This window comes from Polaromonas sp. YR568 (assembly GCF_943371715.1).
In the GTDB taxonomy this organism is placed as follows: Bacteria; Pseudomonadota; Gammaproteobacteria; order Burkholderiales; family Burkholderiaceae_C; genus Polaromonas.
Window position 1 is genome coordinate 105783 of record NZ_CALRVW010000013.1, and the last position, 19603, is coordinate 125385.

A 19603-nucleotide genomic window follows, 5' to 3' on the forward strand; every position below is an offset into this window, starting at 1 on the left:
TGTAGACGTAACGCTTTTTGCACCATGTACGCTTCAAAAATTGCGCTAAAGATAAAAAGTTATCACAATACATCCTATGATGGCAAAAAATCCTGAAATATTTGTTACCCGACCTTCGCTTTCTCCGTTAGAAGAGTTTATTCCTTATTTGGAAGAAATATGGGAAAGCAGAATTGTAACGAATGGAGGGAAATTTCATCGACAACTTGAGAATGAGCTTTGCAATCACCTAGGCGTCGAGCACATTTCCCTCTTCAATAACGGAACAATAGCCCTGATAACCGCGCTGAGAGTACTGAGCCTTTCTGGTGAAGTGATAACGTCTCCGTATTCGTTTATTGCAACCAGTCAGTCAATTACCTGGAATAATTTAGCACCGGTTTTTGTTGATATTGATCCACTGACCATGAATTTAGACCCAACGAAGGTTGAAGCGGCAATAACTCAAAAAACGACGGCCATTTTAGCGACACATTGTTACGGTATTCCGTGTGATGTGCAGGCTTTGGAAAAGATAGGCAAACAATATGGCTTAAAGGTTATTTACGACTCAGCTCATGCTTTTGGGGTGCAAGATGAAACGGGTAGTATTTTAAAATATGGCGACTTGTCCGTTTTAAGTTTTCACGCAACAAAAGTTTTTAACACTTTTGAAGGCGGCGCCATTGTTTGCTCCTCCGCTGATATGAAAGCGCTTATTGATAGTACTAAAAACTTCGGATACGGAGATGAGCTTACAGTCAACAAATTGGGACTCAATGGGAAGCTTTCTGAAATAAACTCGGCGTTTGGTTTGGTCCAACTGAAATATGTTGATGAATCGATAGCCAAGAGGAAAAAGATCGACTCATTTTTCCGGCAGTCATTTTGCTACACTCCCGGAATAACGTGTTTGGAGTATCCCGAGAAAGTCATAAACAATTATTCGTATTTTCCGATTTTAGTAGGAGATGATTTCCCGTTATCAAGAGATAAGCTCAAGGAGCTATTGGCGGAAAATAATATAATTGCGCGACGATACTTTTATCCATTAATTTCCGACTTTGAATACTATTCTTCTTTGAAATCAGCCAATCCGGATAACCTTCCTGTAGCCAAACAGATTGCCGAAAATATCCTGTGCCTTCCAATATATCCGGATTTGGATTTATTTAACCAGAATAAGATAGTGAGTATTATTTGCGGAGCAGGGGATCGGTTATGAACCTGGCTGTCATGCAGCCGTATTTTTTTCCATACTTAGGGTATTTTCACCTTCTTGAATCCGTAGATCGATTCGTCATTTTTGATGATGTGAGCTATATTAATAGAGGATGGATCAATCGGAATAGAATTCCGATAGAAGGAGAAGTTAGATACTTTACCATTCCTTTGAGAGCCGCTTCCCAAAATAGAAAGATTAACGAAATCGATATTGTTGAAGACGGAAAATGGAAAAAGAAGATGCTGCGGACATTTCAAACTGTCTATGCAAAATCACCATTCAAAACTGAGGGAATGGCGCTTCTCGAAAGAGTTATAGATTCTGATTCTTCTAAACTGGTAAATTACTGTGTTAAATCAATTACTGAAGTGGCTCAGTATTTGGAATTAAAGGCAGTTATTGTTCCAACTTCGTCAATTTATAACAACTCAAGTTTAAAAGCGCAAGAACGTATAGTTGACATTTGCGTAAAAGAGAAGTCGCTACGATATGTCAATCTTATAGCTGGGAAAAATCTATACCACTCTGAGAAATTCGAAAAAATCGGATGTGATCTCAAATTTATCAAATCTAATTTTCCTGCCTATTCAAGTTCTTCCAAAATATTTACACCTGGCCTTTCCATAATGGACATTATTATGAATTGTGAAAAAGGTGAAATTAAAAAAATGATGCATAGCTATATAGTTCTTGATGCCAATGATATTGGAGAGTTGTAATGGAAATCTTCCTGGATAGCCGGTTATCGCTGAGTGAGGTTAAAAATGAAATTCTTTCTTTACGTTTGAGTGAAGAACCGTTGATAATACGTGGGGGAAAGAAATTTCTAAATGCGAGCGAGTGGAAGAGCTTTCTGCTTGCGGATTGTGGGTTAAAGCATGATCGTAGTCACTACAATTTTTCGGAAAAGCTTGAGCTGGCTGATTGGTGGGAAATATCTTTTCAGCCTGATAAAGCGACAAGTTATGCTTACAGCAACACGAAACAACCTTTTCATACGGACAATGCTTGGTTTTCTCAGCCTGCCGAACTCAACTTTTTTATTATGGAGAAGCAAGCTGCATCCGGAGGAGAGCAAATGTTTTACCAAGTTTCCAGGCTTTTTCAGGACTTGGCATCCGAAGAGCCGGCGCTTTTTAAAGACCTAACTACCACCAAAGTGGTGATAAGCAAAGGTGATGGTGGATATTTTAACGAGACTACAATTCTTAAAGACTCGAATTCACCTCAAGTATTTTGGAATTTCTATCGCACAGATAAGTCTCACCAAGATATTATGAGAATGTGTAATGCTTTTTTTGAATTTTTGGAAAGAAAAGAACGCACAAGAAGTGTTGAACTGGTTAAATGTGAAACTGATGATTGCTTTGTATTTAATGACACAAGAATGCTTCATGCTAGAAATAGTTTCGAGGCGACCTTGCCATTCGACAGGATATTGATCCAATCTATGTGGCATTTTCCCTCCTGAGTTTCTTTGAATGGCTTGCATGACTATGAGCTATTTGCTTTGTATGTGATTTTGGTAGTTCACTCTATCTGCCTCTAAGGATCATTCTGATCAGTTCAAGTAGGTTTACTGCTTCAAGATTGTGACTTATGAGGCGACCTGCCTGACTGAAAGTGAAGCTATGAAGCGTATTTTTTCTATCGTGGTTCCTATTTATCAGAATGAATTAAACATTCCGAGTACCGTTCCGCGGTTACTGGCGCTCCAAAATAGTTTAGATCAGTGGGACATGGACTTGGAATTGATCTTTGTTGACGATGGGTCCAGAGACCAGTCGTATAACTTGTTAGAAGAATTTCAATCTCGGCATCCTGAAGCAATCAAGCTGGTCAAGCTCACCAAAAACTTTGGCCAAACTCCAGCAACACAAGCGGGGCTGCAGCATGCGACCGGTGATTGCATTGGGGTGATATCCGCAGATCTCCAGGAGCCATGCGAGATGTTCATTGAGATGATTAAAGTTTGGACAGAAGGAGCGAAATTTGTTATTGGTGAAAGGCAGATACGTGAGGAGCTCTGGTGGCACCGCAAGGTGTCGGGGATCTATTGGAGCTTGATACGTCGTCACGCGTTTTCTGACTTCCCCGATATGGGTTATGACTTTTGCTTGCTGGATAGACAGGTCGTCGATGACATAAACAAGATCAACGAAAAAAATTCCTCGATTTTTGTATTGATTTATTGGTTTGGATACAAAGCAGTTCGTATTCCAATTACTAGAAAAATTCGGGAGAAGGGCAGTTCACAATGGCGACTTCTCACCAAAATTCGATTCACACTTGATACGCTCATCGGATTCACCTATCTACCCAGCAGATTTATCACTGTGATGAGTTTATCGGCGTCCGTTGTGGCGATGTTCTTCCTTTTGTTTCTACTATATCGCTGGTACATTACAGGCGCTGCCCCCGCTGGATGGATGACCGTGGTTGGCTTACTGCTGATTCTAGGGTCTCTCATTTTGTTTTCCTTGGGGATTATCAGCGAATATTTATTGAGAATTCTTGATGAGAGCCGAAAAAGACCTGCCTATGTGTTGGAAAAAATTGTTGTAGGTCGAAGTAATGAGTAAATATTATTTCACTATCTGAGGCGTAAAGAATTTAATGGAATCGAAAACATATACCCAGGCTGCCGAAGTCGAAAATAAACATTGGTGGTTTCAAGCGAGGCGAATTATCTTTCAGTCGCTGTTGAATAAGCACGTCAAGTTGAGAGAAGGTGTTCGCGTATTGGAAGTAGGCTGTGGTAATGGTGGAAACTTTTCCATGCTTTCAGAATATGGTGAGCTATTTGGTGTTGAGTTGGATGATGGCGCAAGGGCAGTTGCCATTGCGAGGGGAGTCGCAACGGTAGAAAAAGGGTGGCTCCCAGATGCCGTGCCTTATGCAGGAGAGATCTTTGATCTCGTAGCAGTGCTCGATGTGATCGAGCATGTAGACGACGATGCCGCTGCCATATCGGCGTTAAAAGGGAAGTTGAATGCAGATGGCTTATTAATGATTTCTGTTCCGGCGTATAACTGGTTATGGAGCTCTCATGACGAGCTTTCCCACCATAAGCGCCGCTATACCCTTCCTCAAATCCGCAAGTTACTAGACAAATGTGGCTTCGATGTTGTTTACGCAAGCTATTTTAATACGTTTTTATTTCCGATCAGTGTGCTGTATATAATCTTAACAAAAATTTTTAATGTTGGCTCTTCGGTAGCCATGGGTTTACCGGCGCCATTTATTAACTCCAGCCTGCGATATATATTTGCATTAGAGCGATACATCTTATCGAAGTCTGCTTTGCCGTTTGGAATTTCTATTGTTGTTTTTGCACGGGCTTCAAAGGTGCGCTGTTCTGGATAGAACAGGCTTTGAAATGGCATTGGCTTACAACTCGTTGTTTCGGACTGTACTTGACAGGCTGAGTTTTCATTGATCCGTGTTATCAGGCAGATAAAAATGGAGTGGCTGGCTAGCGACGAATACTATCGCTGATTATTTCGCCAAGTTACTATGAGAGATCAAATGAGTTATGCTTATGTCATGTTAGTGGTTATATTGAATGTGTATAGCCAGCTAATAATTAAGTGGCGGGTTTCGATAGCTGGCCCGTTTCCTGATCTACTTATAGATAAGATTTGGTTTCTTGGTAAGCTATCTATTTCCCCCTGGATAGTAAGCGCATTCGCAGCAATATTCTTGGGTTTCATTGCTTGGGCAGTGGCGCTAACAAAATTGGAATTATCGAAGGCCTACCCTTTAACTTCTCTAACATTCGTCCTCGTCATGGTCGGAGGAGCGGTGGTATTTAATGAGTCTTTGAATTTCGCCAAAATATCGGGTCTGATTTTTATAATTGGCGGGATTATTTTGGTCAGTCGAAGTTGACACCCTTGCGTTAAAACAGCATTTCGATTCAAGTTTGTGTGAAAAGTTTTAAATGTCTAATCGCGAATCGACACCGAAAATCTCCGCTAATGTATGTATTCAACTGCTTCGCTGAGCTAAACGCGTATGAGTTTTACTGACTACTTTCGAAATGTGGCATTTCAACCAAAAGCTCATGATTTGGTGCTTGTCATTTTATTGAGTGTCGCGGCTTTATTTGTCGGCTGGGTGGGCTTTAACAAACAACATCAATCGGTTCAATTTCAGAATATTGAATATCGTGGAAATTCGAGTGCTGATGCCAATGGTAAATCCCGACCAACGACCACACCTTTACAGCTAGCAGTATTGCCAAAAGGAGCGGAATTACAGTCACTTGACATTTCATTGAATTTTGAGGTAGCGGATGATGGTCTTTCTTACGGTAACCTTTTCCAAACGGGCGATTCGGATAAGGCAATTCGCATGGAGTTTCAACCTCCAAACAATTTGGTTCTCATTCTTGGCGATGGGAAGATACTGCCGGTATCGGACAGTATTCAGGCTGGCCGGCAATATTTTTTAAGGCTGCAATATGCGGCCAGCAAATTGTTCCTCGTGAATCTGAACGGGTTAGAGGTGTTAAGCGCTCCGAACATGAAGTCATATGCTGAAAAACTGGATATTTCACATATTGTGGTTGGAACAGGGCTAGCCGCTAAACGCACACTGGCCGGTTCGATTAAAAACTTTAACCTCGATGCAGCATACAAGACAGAAGCTCCGCTGGGGATTCTGCTGCTGTTGGGTGTGTTGATGCTAGCGTTGCTGTGTCTAGTGGGGCGAAATGCAATCACCCAGGTAAGAGGGGCTGGAGAATATTTTCGAGGGTCTCTCCAATTGCCCGCATTAGTTACCATATGCGTGGTCACCTTGCAGTTGTCCCTAGTGCTTTTATTCCCTGCCTACCGAATTATTGTAATTACATACCTGTTCCTGTTTGCAATTGGGATAGGTATAAATCCCGTCATCAGTAGTAAGGTGCGAGAAAAAGAACGGTTTATTTTTTTGTTGCTAGCTCCGCTAAGCGGTCTCCTTTTGGTAGTGGTCGTTGGAGGTTTTTTTATAGGCTTAAGTTTAGATATCCGGTATCTAGTGGCCGCGCTGATTTGCCTATCCATGCTCGGGTTGCTCGTTAATTTTTATGGCAACAGAGCAAATTTGTCGCAGCTATTGTCAGAAATGTGGGTTGATTTGCCAAGAGCTCTGGTCATTGTCACCGTGATTTTGACCCCTTTAATTCTTCTTCTCATCTATCCGGTTCTTACCTCCGGGTATCTAACTTCACCTATCAGAGTTGCACCTGACATGGCATTCTATGCGTATGCAGAGCAGTTTTTTCTGGATGGAGCAACCTGGATGGATGCCAACAAGAGAGTTAAAGAGTTTGAAGGGATGTCCGCAGTCGAATTTAACCAATACGGCGATTCAACGTTATCTTGGGCTCTATTTTATTTCTTCAGATGGGGAACAACTGCTTACCATACGCTGGTAACGATAGTCACTTTTTCGAAACAGGCATATGAAACCATATTTTTGTCGATGGTCATACCCCACCTGTTGCAATGCGGTTTGATTTTTTTCTGGTTAAAAAAACAAAAGCATGTTGGGACAGGTGCCGCATTAATCGGTTTTTTTGCATTTGCATTGAACGCAAATGTATTGAATTTTTGGTATGAAGGATTTTACGCCAATGCTTTAGGGCTTTGTTTTTTTACGCTGTTAATGATGGGTTATGAGGCGCTTAGGGTTTCGAATCAGGATAGTCAAAAAGAAACAGTAAGACAGGTACTTTTGCTTGCTCTTGTATTTGTAGCCGGCTTTTTTTGCTTGATTGACGGCGCTGTATTTATCCTGCTGCCATTTTTCATGTTCGCTTTTTTAGTGGATCTGCTTATCAATAGATCGATAAAGTGGCGACCATATATCATCCTTGTTATCGGCTGGGGCCTGGCCATGCTTGTTCTGCCTAGCGGGCACGTTGTTGATTGGGCAAGGTATGCATGGGCTCAATTAATGCAGGCGGGTGGGAACGGTTACATGCAGCCGCACTGGGCTTTGCCGCATGAGATCCTGGGTTTTGTGAATATATATGAACTAACGCTCCAGTCGCCGGGAACACTGCTATCCAGATCCACGCTGAATATAATTTTCGGGTGTGTACTCTCATATGCGATTCTTCATGCACTGATACTGAATTTTAAAATAACCAAACCCGACGTCAACGTCCTTCAAATTGCCAGCATTGTTTTCGTTGTTATTTGGGGAGTGTTAATTTTCTGGAAGAAACCTGATAACAATTATTTGTACATGAAGATATATATATTTTTTGCTGCCATACTGTTCATGGCATTTTGGTCTGCAATTGGAGCAATTTTTGATAAATATTCGTCGAGTCTTGTTGCAAAAAATATTGTTTTTCTTTTGATGGGTTTGCCCATTATAGCAAGTGGTTCGAATTATATTATTCAGTATAAAAACGAAGCAACTTTGATTGAGGAATTTAAAATCTCTCTCCATGAAGATGTTAAAGGGGTAAATTTTCAAAACGTTATCATGTATCCGTATCGTCTACAAAGTAATCGGGTAATGTATCCGGCAATATTGTCGACGCCCTGGATTGTTCCAGGGGATTGGGTTGCTGATCGCTGGAAAGATAAACCCTATTTCAGGAGTTATCTGAATCACAAGGTATATTTATTTGTTGAGAAAGACATGAATAAAAAGTATGAATTGCAGGCAGGAACAATCATTTTTGAAAATGCCTGTTGTTTGATCGTGGATTCCGGGAAACTCCTTAAAGATGGGGTGAAGACAGATCAGACGATTGATTTCCAGCTCTTTACCAAGGCATTAGAAAAACCCAGTCAGAATAAGTAGCGGAAAATTATTTGGAGCACAAGGGTGCTATTAGAGAAGGGTGGATTTATTTCTTTTTTTGCTGGGTCATCGATGGTGCTTGTTCAGCGTGCATGGCAAGCTTTGGCCGGTGTGTTTACCTTGGTATTTGTCGCCCACTTTCTGTCACCCGCCGAGCAAGGATACTTTTACACGCTGGCTGGTATTGCGGCCCTGCATATGGCCCTGGATATGGGCCTGTCGGCCGTGCTGGTTCAGTTTGCGGCCCGGGAGTTTGTTGGGTTGTCCTGGGGCCGCGGCGGCACGGTTGAAGGGGAGGATTGCTCCCGTTTTCTTGACCTGGCACGTTTGTCCCTGCGCTGGTACGGTTTGGCGGCGGTGATATTTCTGCTGGCCTATCCGGCCGGTGTCGTTTTCATCCTCGGCGCTCAGGCCGATCTGGCTTATGACTGGCGCGGGCCCTGGGCCTTGCTGGTTGGTGCGACGGCGGCCAACTTCCTGTTTCTTCCCGTCCTAGCGTTGACTGAGGGAAGCGGTGGCGTCACGGAGGTCTATACCATTCGACTGATCCAGGGCGTGCTCGGTGCAACAACCGTGTGGACGGTGCTTGCAACGGGGGGCGGGCTATATGCCGTTGCCATGTTGTCCCTGGTCAGCGCCGTGGTTGCCTGCATCTGGTTGTTGGCCCGGCGCCGTGGCATGGTATTGCAGGCGCTGCGCCAAAAAGTGGGTAATTTTCACTGGGATGCGGAAATTTGGCCTCTCCAATGGCGTATTGGCGCGAGCTGGCTTGCTGGCTACGCGCTGGTGTTGATGCACGTTCCCTTGTTGTTCCGTACCCAGGGGCCGGTCGTTGCCGGGCAGATGGGTGTGACCATGACGGTGGCCAACATGTTGAGCCTGCTGGCGCTGTCGTGGGTCACGGCGCGGATCCCTGAAATGGCCAAATCCGCTGCGATGAAGGATTGGATCAAGCTCGATGGGGTCTACCGAGCTGCCTTTGTGACCTCATGTGCAACATTTGCCGTAGGCGCAGTCCTCTTTTTTCTTGGCAGGCTGGCGCTCGAATGGACGCCTTTCGGGGAGAGGTTTCTTTCGGTCGCACAAACCGCTGCGCTGCTTGTGGCAATGGCGCTTTACCATGTGGCGGGCCTGTTTGGGGTGTATCTTCGGGCGCACCTGCGGGAGCCCTTTTTATGGCCCTCGCTGGCTGCAGCCGTATTGACGGCCGCGCTGGCCATACCGCTTGCATCCCGATGGGGATCTGCCGGCGTGGTAACAGTGCTTGTTGCCGTGAATGCCGCATTTTTTGTCGTCGCGTTATGGCTGTGGAGGCACTTGCGCCAAAAATGGCACGGCGAACCATCATGAATGAAGTGATTGCGCCTCTGCTCTTGACCATCGCCATTCCGACCTGGAATCGCGCCGATTTCCTGGCCTTGAATCTCGAGCGCCTAGCTCTGGAGGCGCCGGAAGTCTGGCACCGGGCAGAGATACTGGTGTCGGACAATGCTTCGGCCGATGGTACGCAACATGTGGTGATGGATGCCATTGCCTCTGGCTTGCCGGTCCGTTATCTCAGGAACGTAGAAAACATCGGTTCGGATGCCAATATCGCGCAGTGCTTCAACCTCGCCCGGGGCAATTTTGTACTGATTCTCGGCGACGATGATCTGCTTGTGGACGGAGCGCTGAGCGCCCTGCTGGAACGCCTTGCTTTGAACGACTACGGGGTGGTGTGCATGAAGCCTTATGGTTTTGAAAAGGATTTCCGCAAGGAATATCCTGGCACCTTCGGGAGTGAAAAGGCTTTCGATAATGCCGGTTTGTTTCTGGCGGCCATTGGGCCACTGATGACATTGATTTCGTCCTGTGTGATCAGCAAAAAGTTGCTGCCGAATATCGATGCCCGCCAGTTTTGTGGCGATAACCTGGTGCAGGTACATCTTGTCTTGCGTGCCGCGCTGGCGGCAAAACATAATCTGTTCATGGACCGCTATCTGATCGGCTGCCAGCGCAACAATTCTGGTGGATATGATTTTTCGCAGGTTTTTGTGACCAATCTTGGCGCGGTATTGGACAGTTGCAAGCCGGCCGGCCTGTCGGAAGGCGCCATCCACGGTATCGAAAACCGTTTTCTGCTGGCCTATTACCCTTTTTACCTGCTGCGCCAGCGCATGAGCCGGTCAGGAGACCTTGATGCCACGCTGGCCCGCTTTGAGCGGCGTTTCCATGGGCGTTTGCTGTTCAGCTATTGGGTGGCGCCCATTTTGCGCTTACCCCGGCCGCTTGGAATTGTCTGGGGTGGCGTCGCCACCTTGATCGGCCGCGTGTTTCAGGGTGACCTTCGCCGCGGCATCGCCTTCGCCTGGAACCGTTTGTTGCATGGGGCGAGGCAGCGATGATTGCGGTTTCCATCGTGAGCCATGGGCATGGGGACATGGTGCGCAGTTTGCTCAAACAGGTCCTGGCATGCCCCGAGGTGAGTCACGTTGTCGTGACCTTCAATATTCCGGAAGCCAGCAGCGGCTTCCCCGAGGACAGGGTTGAACTCGTTAACAACCTCGTTCCCAAAGGATTCGGAGCCAACCATAATGCGGCGTTTTTGCGGGCCAAGGAGCCTTTTTGGTGTGTGCTTAACCCGGATATTGAACTGGAAGGAAACCCTTTTCCTGCCCTGCTCCACTGTTTGGAGAAGCAGAATACCGGGCTTGTGGCTCCACTCATCAAGAATCCTGCAGGCCAGGTGGAAGACAGCATTCGGTATTTTCCGACCGTCAGATCGCTGGCCCTGAAGGCTGCCGGCAAGGATATCGGCCGGTATGGGGTGGAGGCCGGTGCTGCAGCTTTCTGCCCGGAATGGGTGGCAGGCATGTTCATGTTGTTCCGGGCGGACGTTTTTGCACGGCTTGAAGGTTTTGACGAGGGGTATTTTCTCTACTACGAAGATGTGGATATCTGCGTTCGAGTCTGGAAAGCAGGATTCAGGATTTCTGTACTTCCATCGGTTGTGGCAATCCATGATGCGCGCCGCGCGAGCCGTGTCAACTTGCGGCATAAACGGTGGCATCTCGAGAGCATGGCCCGCTATTTCCTCAAGTATTTCTGCCGTCTGCCTCACGTCGATGGCGGCGTCGAGAAAACCGCATGACCAGCGCGGGCCTGACGCTGGTGACGGGCGCCAGCGGGTTTGTGGGACGAGCCTTATGCGACGAACTCGTTCGCCGTCGCATGCCTGTTCGCTGCGTTGTCCGTCAGCACACGGCCGGTGACCTGCCCGATGACCGAATCCAGGTGGGCGACATCGGTTTGGCGACCGACTGGTCGCGAGCGCTGGAAGGTGTACAAACCGTGGTTCATCTTGCCGCCCGCGTGCATGTGATTCGTGAGGCGTCGTCCGATCCTCTGGCCGCGTTTCGTGCCACCAATGTTCAGGGCACCTTGAATTTCGCTTCTCAGGCAGCCAGTGCGGGAGTGCGGCGTTTCGTATTTGTGAGTTCTGTGAAGGTCAACGGCGAGCAGACGCGGGCCGGGCACGCGTTTTCCGAAGCGGATACGCCGGCTCCACAGGATGCGTACGGGACAAGCAAACTGGAGGCGGAGACGGGCTTGTGCCGCCTGGCCCGGGAAACGGGAATGGATGTGGTCATCATTCGCCCGCCGCTGGTGTATGGCCCTGGAGTGAAGGCTAACTTTGGAGCCATCATGAAACGGGTGAAACAGGGTTGGCTCTTGCCCTTGGACGCAGTGCATAACCAGCGCAGCTTGGTGGCGCTGGACAATCTGGTGGATTTTATCGTCACCTGCCTGTCCCATCCGCAGGCGGCCAACCAGACCTTTTTGGTGAGTGACGGGAACGATCTGTCCACCCCAGAGCTGGTGCGTGGCCTGGCGCGCGCGGCGGGGGTGGTTGCGCGCCTGCTGCCGGTGCCTGTGTGGGCCTTGCGGGCCGGAGCTTCCCTGCTGGGCAAGGGAGATGCTATGCAGCGCCTGTGCGGCAATTTACAGGTGGATATCTCCAAGGCGCGCAGCCTGTTGGGCTGGGTCCCTCCTGTTTCGGTCGATGAGGGCTTGCGTCGTGCCGTCGCTGGGATGCAAAAAACATGAAAAGAACGGTGGATCTTATATTGGCGGCCGTAGCCGGCATTATTTTGCTGATGCCGGTGTTACTGGTCGCGCTATTGGTGCGCCTGACCTCCCAGGGCCCGGTGCTGTATTGGTCAGACCGGGTGGGGCGTAATAACATTATTTTCAAAATGCCAAAGTTTCGCAGCATGAAAATAGGCACGCCTGCAGTCGCAACCCATATGCTGAGCGACCCCGGCGGTTATCTCACGCCTGTCGGTAGTTTTTTGCGCAAAACCAGTCTGGATGAGTTGCCGCAACTCTGGAGCATCCTCAAAGGCGATATGAGTTTTGTCGGACCGCGGCCCGCGCTGTTCAATCAACATGATTTGATCGCGCTGCGCACACAGCATGGCGTGCATGAGTTGGTTCCAGGCTTGACGGGATGGGCCCAGATTAATGGGCGGGATGAATTACCGATTCCGCAAAAGGTTGTGCTGGACGCTGAGTATTTGCGGCGACGATCTTTTTGGTTTGACATGAAAATCATATTCTTGACAGTGATCAAAGTCATCCGGCAGGACAGCGTCACGCACTGAAGATTTTGACAAGGGCGATGTCATAATTGCCCCGCAGTTTGTAATGCGTCATATTTAAATTAACCAGGAGCGAACCATGAGTAATTTGATGGATATTCAAAGCCAGATAGAAAAGCTTCAAAAGCAGGCCTCTGAAATCAAAGCCAGAGAGTTTGACAAAACCGTTCAGGATATTCGCGCCAAGATGCAGGCATTTGGCATAACGGTGAAAGACTTGCAGCCTGGCAAGGGACGCGGCGGCAAGATCAAGGGTAAGGCCGAGGTTTCAGCAAGACCGTTGGGCGATGCTGCCAAAAAGAAAAGCGCGTCGGCCGTGGCCGCCAAATACCGGGGGCCGAATGGTGAGACCTGGAGTGGGCGAGGTTTGACGCCACGCTGGCTCGCTGCGCTGGTGGCGCAGGGACAGACCAAGGAAGACTTTGCCATCAAGAGTTGATTTGAGTTCGGGGAGCGCAATGCAAAGCCGGATTCTGGGCTGGCCGCGTGCCGTCAAGCGCTTGCTGGTTGTCTGGCTGGACGTGGGTCTGGCGCTAGCAGCTACCTGGATTGCCTTTACCTTGCGGCTGGATGCATTGCACAGCCCCACGGGGGAGCAGTGGTGGGTCTACGCGCTGACACCCGCGCTGGCTGTGCCGATTTTCATCAGGTTTGGGCTTTACCGGGCCATTTTCAGGTACACCGGGCAGGCGGCGCTGCTGGCTACCGCGCAGGCCGTGATGGTTTATGGCGCCGTGCTGCTGGGCGTGTTGTTGTGGCAGCAATGGCCGGGTGTGCCGCGCAGTCTGGGCGTGCTGCAGCCGATCATGTTTTTGCTTCTGGTGGGAGCCAGCCGGGCCATCGCACGCTTCTGGCTGGGTGGTTTTGGCAGTTTCCGGAAGAAAGCAGACGGACGCTTGCTGATTTTTGGCGCCGGTACTGCCGGCGTCCAGACCGCCACGGCGATCGCCAGTACCGGGCAGTTTGTGCTGCTCGGGTTCGTGGATGACGACAGCTCCAAGGTGGGTCGAAGCATCAACGGCCTGCCTGTGTTTGCCCCTGCTGATGTGCCCAACATGGTGGTACAGAACGGCGTGACCGATATCCTGCTGGCCTTGCCGAGCGCCTCGCGCGGGCGGCGCAACAGCATTATTGAAGGCTTGCGCTCATTGCCCGTGCATATTCGAACCTTGCCAGGCTTGGCCGATTTGGCCAGTGGCCGCGTCACGGTGCAGGATTTTCGGGAGCTCGACATCGAGGACTTGCTGGGCCGCGACCCGGTGCCGCCCAACACGGAACTGCTGGCGCGCTATCTGGCCAACAAGGTGGTGCTGGTTACTGGCGCTGGCGGCAGCATAGGCAGTGAGCTGTGTCGGCAGATTCTGGCGGAGCGCCCAAGCCAACTGCTGCTGCTGGATCACAACGAGTTTGGCCTGTACAGCATTCACCAGAAATTGCAGGGTCTGTGCCTTGCCCAGGGATTGGGTTCGGAACTGGTGCCGCTGCTGGGCAGCGTGGCCAACCCCCGGCGCCTGCAGGAAATCTGCCGCACTTACCGCCCGGCGACGGTGTATCACGCGGCGGCTTACAAACATGTGCCTATCGTCGAGTCCAACCCGGCAGAGGGCATTCTCAATAATGTGTTTGGAACGCTCAACATGGCCCAGGCGGCCATGGACAGCGGCGTCACTCAGTTTGTGTTGGTGTCCACGGACAAGGCTGTGCGGCCCACCAACGTCATGGGGGCCAGCAAACGCATGGCCGAGCTGGTGCTGCAGGCTTTGGCTGCACATTCCGGACCGGGCGCGACTTGCTTTGGCATGGTGCGCTTCGGCAATGTCTTGGGATCCAGTGGTAGCGTGGTGCCACTGTTTCGCAGCCAGCTTGCCAGCGGTGGCCCCTTGACGGTCACGCACCCTGAAGTCACGCGTTATTTCATGACCATTTCCGAGGCAGCACAACTGGTGTTGCAGGCAGGGGCCATGGCCAGCGGCGGCGACGTGTTTGTCCTTGATATGGGGGAGCCGGTAAAAATCATGGATCTGGCCCGCCGTATGGTGGAATTGTCAGGCTTGGCCGTGCGCGATGGATCCCATCCTGCTGGTGACATAGACATCGTTATCACCGGCTTGCGTCCCGGTGAAAAATTGTATGAAGAATTGCTGATCGGCGACAATCCCACCCCTACTACGCATCCGCGCATCATGAAGGCGCATGAAGATTACCTAGCCTGGCCCATTCTCGAGGTAAAGCTTCAGACTTTGCAGCGTGCTGCGGATGCCGGTGACGTGGCGGCCATTAAAACAGTGCTGCATACCTGTGTACACGGCTACGGGGAGCAGATTGCTCCGGCCAGGTGATTTTTCCTGTGCTGCGAGGATGCGGCACAATTTGCTATCTTATTAAAAGTTCTCGCAATGACGACCACCCCTTCCCCCGACCCCGATCTCTCCCACATAGGCCCGCGCGACAAGGCCGAAATCCTGGCGCAAGCCTTGCCTTACATCCGCAAGTTCCACGGCAAGACGCTGGTTATCAAATACGGCGGCAACGCCATGACGGACCCTGCCCTGCAGGCGGACTTTGCCGAGGATGTGGTGCTGCTCAAATTGGTCGGCATGAACCCGGTGGTGGTGCATGGCGGCGGGCCGCAGATCGAGACGGCGCTCAACCGCTTGGGCAAGAAGGGTGAATTTGTGCAGGGCATGCGGGTCACCGACGAAGAAACCATGGAAGTGGTGGAGTGGGTGCTGGCGGGCCAGGTGCAGCAGGACATCGTGGGCCTGATCAACCAGGCCGGCGGCAAGGCGGTGGGCCTGACCGGGCGTGACGGCGGCCTGATCCGGGCGCAGAAACTCAAGATGGTTGACAAGGACGACCCGGCCAAGGCGCACGACATTGGTTTTGTCGGCGATATCCTCAGCATCGACCCCAGCGTCGTCAAGGCCCTGCAGGACGACGCCTTCATTCCCGTGATCAGCCCGATCGGCTTTGGCGAGCACAACGAAAGCTACAACATCAATGCGGACGTGGTGGCGGGCAAGCTGGCCATTGTGCTCAAGGCTGAAAAGCTGGTGCTGCTGACGAACACGCCGGGTGTGCTGAACAAGGCCGGCGAACTGCTGACCGACCTCAGCGCCCGCGAAATCGACGACCTGTTTGCCGACGGCACCATCTCGGGCGGCATGCTGCCCAAGATCGAGGGTGCGCTGGACGCGGCGAAAAGCGGCGTGAACTCGGTCCACATCATCGATGGCCGGGTGCCACACGCCATGCTGCTGGAGATCCTGACCGATCAGGCGTACGGCACCATGATCAGATCCCATTGAAAACGCGCCCATGAAGCTACTGCGCGTCTGCCATGCGTCGTTGCGCGGTGCTTGCCATCCTCATGTGCGCCAGGCACATTCCGACGGCTAGCGCTCCGTGCGCCTAGCCTGACAGCCGCTCGCGACGCTTCCTGGACGCGTTTTCCAACTTTGATCGAGGCTTTATGAGATTGCTCCTCGTTGAAGACGACGTCATGCTGGCCAGCGGCATCAAGCTGGGGCTCAGCGACGCCGGTTACGCGGTGGACTGGGTCGGCAGCGCCGAGCGTGCCGAAGAGGTGTTGCAGGGCGAGAGTTTTGACGCCGCCATCATCGACATCGGCTTGCCCAAAATTGACGGCCTGGAGCTCACGCGCCGGCTGCGCAGCCGGGGGCTGGCCATGCCGGTGCTGATCCTCACGGCGCGCGACGCCCTGGAGGACCGGGTGCAGGGCCTGGACCTGGGGGCGGACGACTACATGGTCAAGCCCTTTGAGCTGCCCGAGTTGCTTGCCCGGCTGCGTGCGCTGCTGCGGCGCTCGCAGGCGGCCACCAGCGCCATTTTGAGTTTCGGCGCACTGGAGCTCGACTCGGCGAACCGCCAGGCGCGCGCCAACGGCCAGCTGATTGATCTGGGACCGCGCGAATGGACGGTGATGGAGTATTTGCTGATTCATGCGCCCAAACCTGCCAGCAAGGAAAAACTGCTGGCCGCGCTGACCGGCTGGGACAAGGAAATCACCCCCAATGCGATCGAGGTCTACGTCTCGCGCCTGCGTGGCAAGCTGGAGCCGCACGGCATCGCCCTGCGGTCCATTCGCGGCTTTGGTTACCGGCTGGAACTGGTGGGCGGCGAGTCGCTGGACGCGCCGGCCGGCTAGGCCAAGCTGATGCGAGAGAACACCGGCGTTGACCCGGCCTCGGCGGTTGCCGCGGAAAAAACCGTTGCTTTGAGGGTGCCTGCGGCCATGAAGTCCGGGCTGCAGCGCCGCCTGCTGCTGCTGCTGCTGGCCCCCCTGAGCCTGTTCGCCTTGGTGAGCATTTACTTCGACTACGAGGCGGCGGGCAATGCCGCCCTGCAGCAGGACCAGCAACTGAGGCGCCTGGCGCCCCTGCTGGCCGACTCGGTGCTCGCGCCCGGCCGCACGGCCGACGACAGCCCGGTGATGTTGCTGGCGCCGCCGGTCGAGGAGTTCATCAAGGCGCGCGCCGGGTTTGCCGGTTACCGGGTGTCGGATGCCGATGGCCGTTTTCTGGCCGGTGACGCCTGGATCAGCATGGTGGTGCCCACCACCCGCGAGCCCGAGTTTCACAGCATGGAGGAAAACGGCGTCACCTACCGGGTGGTGGTGCAACGCGTCAGAACCGCGGCGGGCGAGCTGATCCTGCAGCTGGCCGATGGCTCGGATGCCCGCCAGCAGTGGGTGCGCTCCGTGGTTTTCAAGGTGCTGCTGCCCAACCTGATTCTGGTGCTGGCCGCCGCCCTGGCCGTCAACTGGGCTGTCACCCGGGCCTTGCGGCCGCTGCTGGCGCTCAAGGAAGCGGTCGAGCGCCGGTCTCCGCGTGACCTCAGCGCCATCGACCCGCAGAGCACGCCGAGCGAGGTGCGGCCGCTGGTGGCCTCGCTGAACCGCCTGTTTGCGCTGGTCAACGACCAGGCCGAGGGCCAGCGCCGCTTTGTGGCCGATGCCGCGCACCAGCTGCGCACCCCGCTGGCGGGGCTGCAGGCCCAGGTGGAAGCCTGGGCGCAGGCGGCCATGGCGCCCGCGGCAGGCCGGCAGCTGATTCTCTCGGCCGACAAGATCATGGCGCTGCGCAGCGCCACCCGGCGCACCTCGCAACTGGCCAACCAGCTGCTGGCCCTGTCGCGGGCCGACGCCTCCCAGATGGCGGGCCAGCCGGTGCACCGGGTGGACCTCAAGGACCTGTGCGAGTCGGTGCTGGCCCTGCACCTGGATGCAGCCTCGGCCAAGGGCATCGACCTCGGGCTGGAAGTGCGTTTTGCCCAGGTCTCCGGCCACGAGTGGCTGCTGCGCGAACTGCTGGGCAACCTGGTGGACAACGCCGTCCGTTACACGGCGCCGGGCGGCACGGTCACGATACGCTGTGGCCCGCTGGAGACGCGGGACGCTGCGGGCGAGGCGCAGGTTTTTCTCGAGGTGGAAGACGACGGGCCGGGCATCCCCGCCGCGGAGCGCGCCCGGGTGCTGGAGCGGTTTTACCGGGTGCCGGGCACGGTTGGGGAGGGCAACGGCCTGGGGCTGGCGATCGCCGACGAAATCGCGCGTGCCCACCGGGCGCAGCTGACGCTGGAGGCCGCCGGCAGCCGGGATGGCGCCGCCTGCGGCCTCAGGGTGCGGCTGGTGATGCGTTCGCCGGCCTGAGAGGCTGAGCAAAAACCACGCTACGGCGGGGCCGGGCACGCGGGTTTGCCCCTGACCGGCGTCGTCCGAAAGCCCCCTCTGGCTGTGCGAGAATCCAAAGCGTCGGCCCAGTTTTTGAAACATCTCTTACAACAACGCACTGTATGCCCTATGTCCGAGTTTGAGTCTGATGTGAGTCCCGAGCTCTCCACGCCGGCTGCGCCGCGCAAGCGCCCCAAGCCGGGCGAGCGCCGCGTACAGATCCTGCAGGCGCTGGCGACCATGCTGGAGCAGCCCGGTTCGGAGCGCATCACCACCTCGGCCCTGGCGGCCCGGCTCGAGGTCAGCGAGGCCGCGTTGTACCGCCACTTTGCCAGCAAGGCACAGATGTTCGAGGGCCTGATCGAGTTCATCGAGCAGACCGTGTTCACCCTGGTCAACCAGATCGCCGAACGCGAGACCGACCCGGCGCAACGCACCCGCAAGCTGGTCATCATGCTGCTGCAGTTTGCCGAAAAAAACCCGGGCATGACCCGCGTGATGGCCGGCGACGCCCTGGTGTTCGAAAACGAGCGCCTGCAGGAGCGCATGAATCAGTTTTTCGACAAGCTCGAGTCCAGCCTCAAGCAGAACCTGCGTGATGCGGCCGGCGCCGACGGCGCCGCCACCCCGACTGTCCAGGCGCAGGTGCAGGCCTCGGTCATCGTGGCCTTCATGATGGGCCGCCTGCAGCGCTTCTCGCGCTCGGGCTTCAAGCGCCTGCCGACCGAGCACCTGGACGCCAGCCTGGCCGTGGTGCTGGGTTAACAGCCACTCTCAAAAAGAGAGCAGCTCACGCCCGCCCCGTCAGGGCTGGCGGCCTATTTTGTTCACAACACCGGGCTGCCGACCAAGGGCTCAGGCGTCGTCCAGGTCGGCCTGCAACTGCGCCAGCGCCGCCAGCATCCCGAGCCGGTCGATGCGGTCCAGCTGCCGGGTCACCCGCGCCAGCCAGTGGGTGTTGTCCGGCAAGGCCTCGCCCCAGATCGCGCGCAGCGTGCCCAGCGCCTGCACGGTGGCTGCTGCATCGCCGGCATGGGCCAGCGCCAGCGCCTGCAGTTCGCCGGCCATCGGGTCGTTCATCGCATAACTGGCTCCCTGCTCGTCGCTACCGTAAGCGTCCTCTCAATACCCCTCTTGACGCCGGATCGATGAAGGAGCTAAAGCAGGTCGCTCACACCTTCGTTGACCTCGTCGACGAACGTGTCATTTGACCAAGCCAGGCCGATGGCCTTGTCCAGGCGTTTAAGCAGGGCGTTG

General features: G+C 53.2%; 19 protein-coding genes. 18 read left to right on the forward strand and 1 reads right to left on the reverse strand.

Annotation, left to right across the window (positions count from 1 at the left end):
- The first annotated feature begins 76 nt into the window (after positions 1-76).
- The 18 genes from AAG813_RS11545 (at position 77) to slmA (ending at position 19111) form a co-directional block, all read left to right on the forward strand.
- Entirely contained in the window at positions 77-1204 is a 1128-nt protein-coding gene (locus AAG813_RS11545) for a DegT/DnrJ/EryC1/StrS family aminotransferase (RefSeq protein ID WP_341915042.1), read from the forward strand.
- Positions 1201-1923 (forward strand): WbqC family protein, encoded by a 723-nt coding sequence (locus tag AAG813_RS11550; RefSeq protein ID WP_341915044.1) that lies wholly within the window; start codon positions 1201-1203, stop codon positions 1921-1923. The genes AAG813_RS11545 and AAG813_RS11550 overlap by 4 nt, the downstream gene beginning before the upstream one ends.
- Positions 1923-2675 (forward strand): TauD/TfdA family dioxygenase, encoded by a 753-nt coding sequence (locus AAG813_RS11555; RefSeq protein WP_341915046.1) that lies wholly within the window; start codon positions 1923-1925, stop codon positions 2673-2675. The genes AAG813_RS11550 and AAG813_RS11555 overlap by 1 nt, the downstream gene beginning before the upstream one ends.
- A 160-nt stretch (positions 2676-2835) precedes the next feature.
- Complete coding sequence (locus tag AAG813_RS11560) at positions 2836-3786, forward strand: glycosyltransferase family 2 protein (protein ID WP_341915048.1); 951 nt, start codon at positions 2836-2838, stop codon at positions 3784-3786.
- 34 nt (positions 3787-3820) lie between these two features.
- Complete coding sequence (locus tag AAG813_RS11565) at positions 3821-4570, forward strand: class I SAM-dependent methyltransferase (RefSeq protein WP_341915050.1); 750 nt, start codon at positions 3821-3823, stop codon at positions 4568-4570.
- A gap of 162 nt (positions 4571-4732) precedes the next feature.
- The gene (locus AAG813_RS11570; RefSeq protein WP_341915052.1) at positions 4733-5095 is read left to right on the forward strand and encodes an EamA family transporter; all 363 of its coding nucleotides are present in this window, start codon (positions 4733-4735) and stop codon (positions 5093-5095) included.
- Positions 5096-5221: 126 nt separating this feature from the next.
- Positions 5222-8014: a hypothetical protein gene (locus AAG813_RS11575; protein ID WP_341915054.1), complete on the forward strand. Its 2793-nt coding sequence runs from the start codon at positions 5222-5224 to the stop codon at positions 8012-8014.
- Between the two features lie 24 nt (positions 8015-8038).
- Positions 8039-9364, forward strand: a complete 1326-nt coding sequence (locus AAG813_RS11580; protein ID WP_341915056.1) for a hypothetical protein — start codon at positions 8039-8041, stop codon at positions 9362-9364.
- Entirely contained in the window at positions 9361-10398 is a 1038-nt protein-coding gene (locus tag AAG813_RS11585) for a glycosyltransferase family 2 protein (RefSeq protein WP_341915057.1), read from the forward strand. Before AAG813_RS11580 ends, AAG813_RS11585 begins: the two co-directional genes overlap by 4 nt.
- Positions 10395-11144 carry a glycosyltransferase family 2 protein gene (locus tag AAG813_RS11590; protein ID WP_341915059.1) on the forward strand — a complete coding sequence of 250 codons (750 nt, stop codon included), beginning with the start codon at positions 10395-10397 and terminating at the stop codon, positions 11142-11144. The genes AAG813_RS11585 and AAG813_RS11590 overlap by 4 nt, the downstream gene beginning before the upstream one ends.
- The gene (locus AAG813_RS11595; RefSeq protein WP_341915062.1) at positions 11141-12100 is read left to right on the forward strand and encodes an SDR family oxidoreductase; all 960 of its coding nucleotides are present in this window, start codon (positions 11141-11143) and stop codon (positions 12098-12100) included. Before AAG813_RS11590 ends, AAG813_RS11595 begins: the two co-directional genes overlap by 4 nt.
- Complete coding sequence (locus AAG813_RS11600; RefSeq protein ID WP_341915064.1) at positions 12097-12657, forward strand: sugar transferase; 561 nt, start codon at positions 12097-12099, stop codon at positions 12655-12657. The genes AAG813_RS11595 and AAG813_RS11600 overlap by 4 nt, the downstream gene beginning before the upstream one ends.
- Before the next feature lie 76 nt (positions 12658-12733).
- Positions 12734-13093, forward strand: a complete 360-nt coding sequence (locus AAG813_RS11605; RefSeq protein WP_341915066.1) for an H-NS histone family protein — start codon at positions 12734-12736, stop codon at positions 13091-13093.
- A gap of 19 nt (positions 13094-13112) precedes the next feature.
- Positions 13113-14993 carry a nucleoside-diphosphate sugar epimerase/dehydratase gene (locus tag AAG813_RS11610; protein ID WP_341915068.1) on the forward strand — a complete coding sequence of 627 codons (1881 nt, stop codon included), beginning with the start codon at positions 13113-13115 and terminating at the stop codon, positions 14991-14993.
- Positions 14994-15050: 57 nt separating this feature from the next.
- Positions 15051-15962 carry an acetylglutamate kinase gene (argB, locus tag AAG813_RS11615; RefSeq protein WP_341915070.1) on the forward strand — a complete coding sequence of 304 codons (912 nt, stop codon included), beginning with the start codon at positions 15051-15053 and terminating at the stop codon, positions 15960-15962.
- A 164-nt stretch (positions 15963-16126) separates the two neighbouring features.
- Positions 16127-16822 carry a response regulator transcription factor gene (locus tag AAG813_RS11620; protein ID WP_341915073.1) on the forward strand — a complete coding sequence of 232 codons (696 nt, stop codon included), beginning with the start codon at positions 16127-16129 and terminating at the stop codon, positions 16820-16822.
- 87 nt (positions 16823-16909) lie between these two features.
- Entirely contained in the window at positions 16910-18325 is a 1416-nt protein-coding gene (locus AAG813_RS11625) for an ATP-binding protein (RefSeq protein WP_341915089.1), read from the forward strand.
- Between the two features lie 150 nt (positions 18326-18475).
- On the forward strand, positions 18476-19111 hold the full coding sequence (slmA, locus tag AAG813_RS11630) for a nucleoid occlusion factor SlmA (RefSeq protein ID WP_341915074.1): 636 nt from the start codon (positions 18476-18478) through the stop codon (positions 19109-19111).
- A gap of 90 nt (positions 19112-19201) precedes the next feature.
- Here slmA and AAG813_RS11635 read toward each other — a convergent pair whose 3' ends face one another.
- Entirely contained in the window at positions 19202-19426 is a 225-nt protein-coding gene (locus AAG813_RS11635; RefSeq protein ID WP_341915076.1) for a hypothetical protein, read from the reverse strand.
- Between the last annotated feature and the right edge of the window lie 177 nt (positions 19427-19603).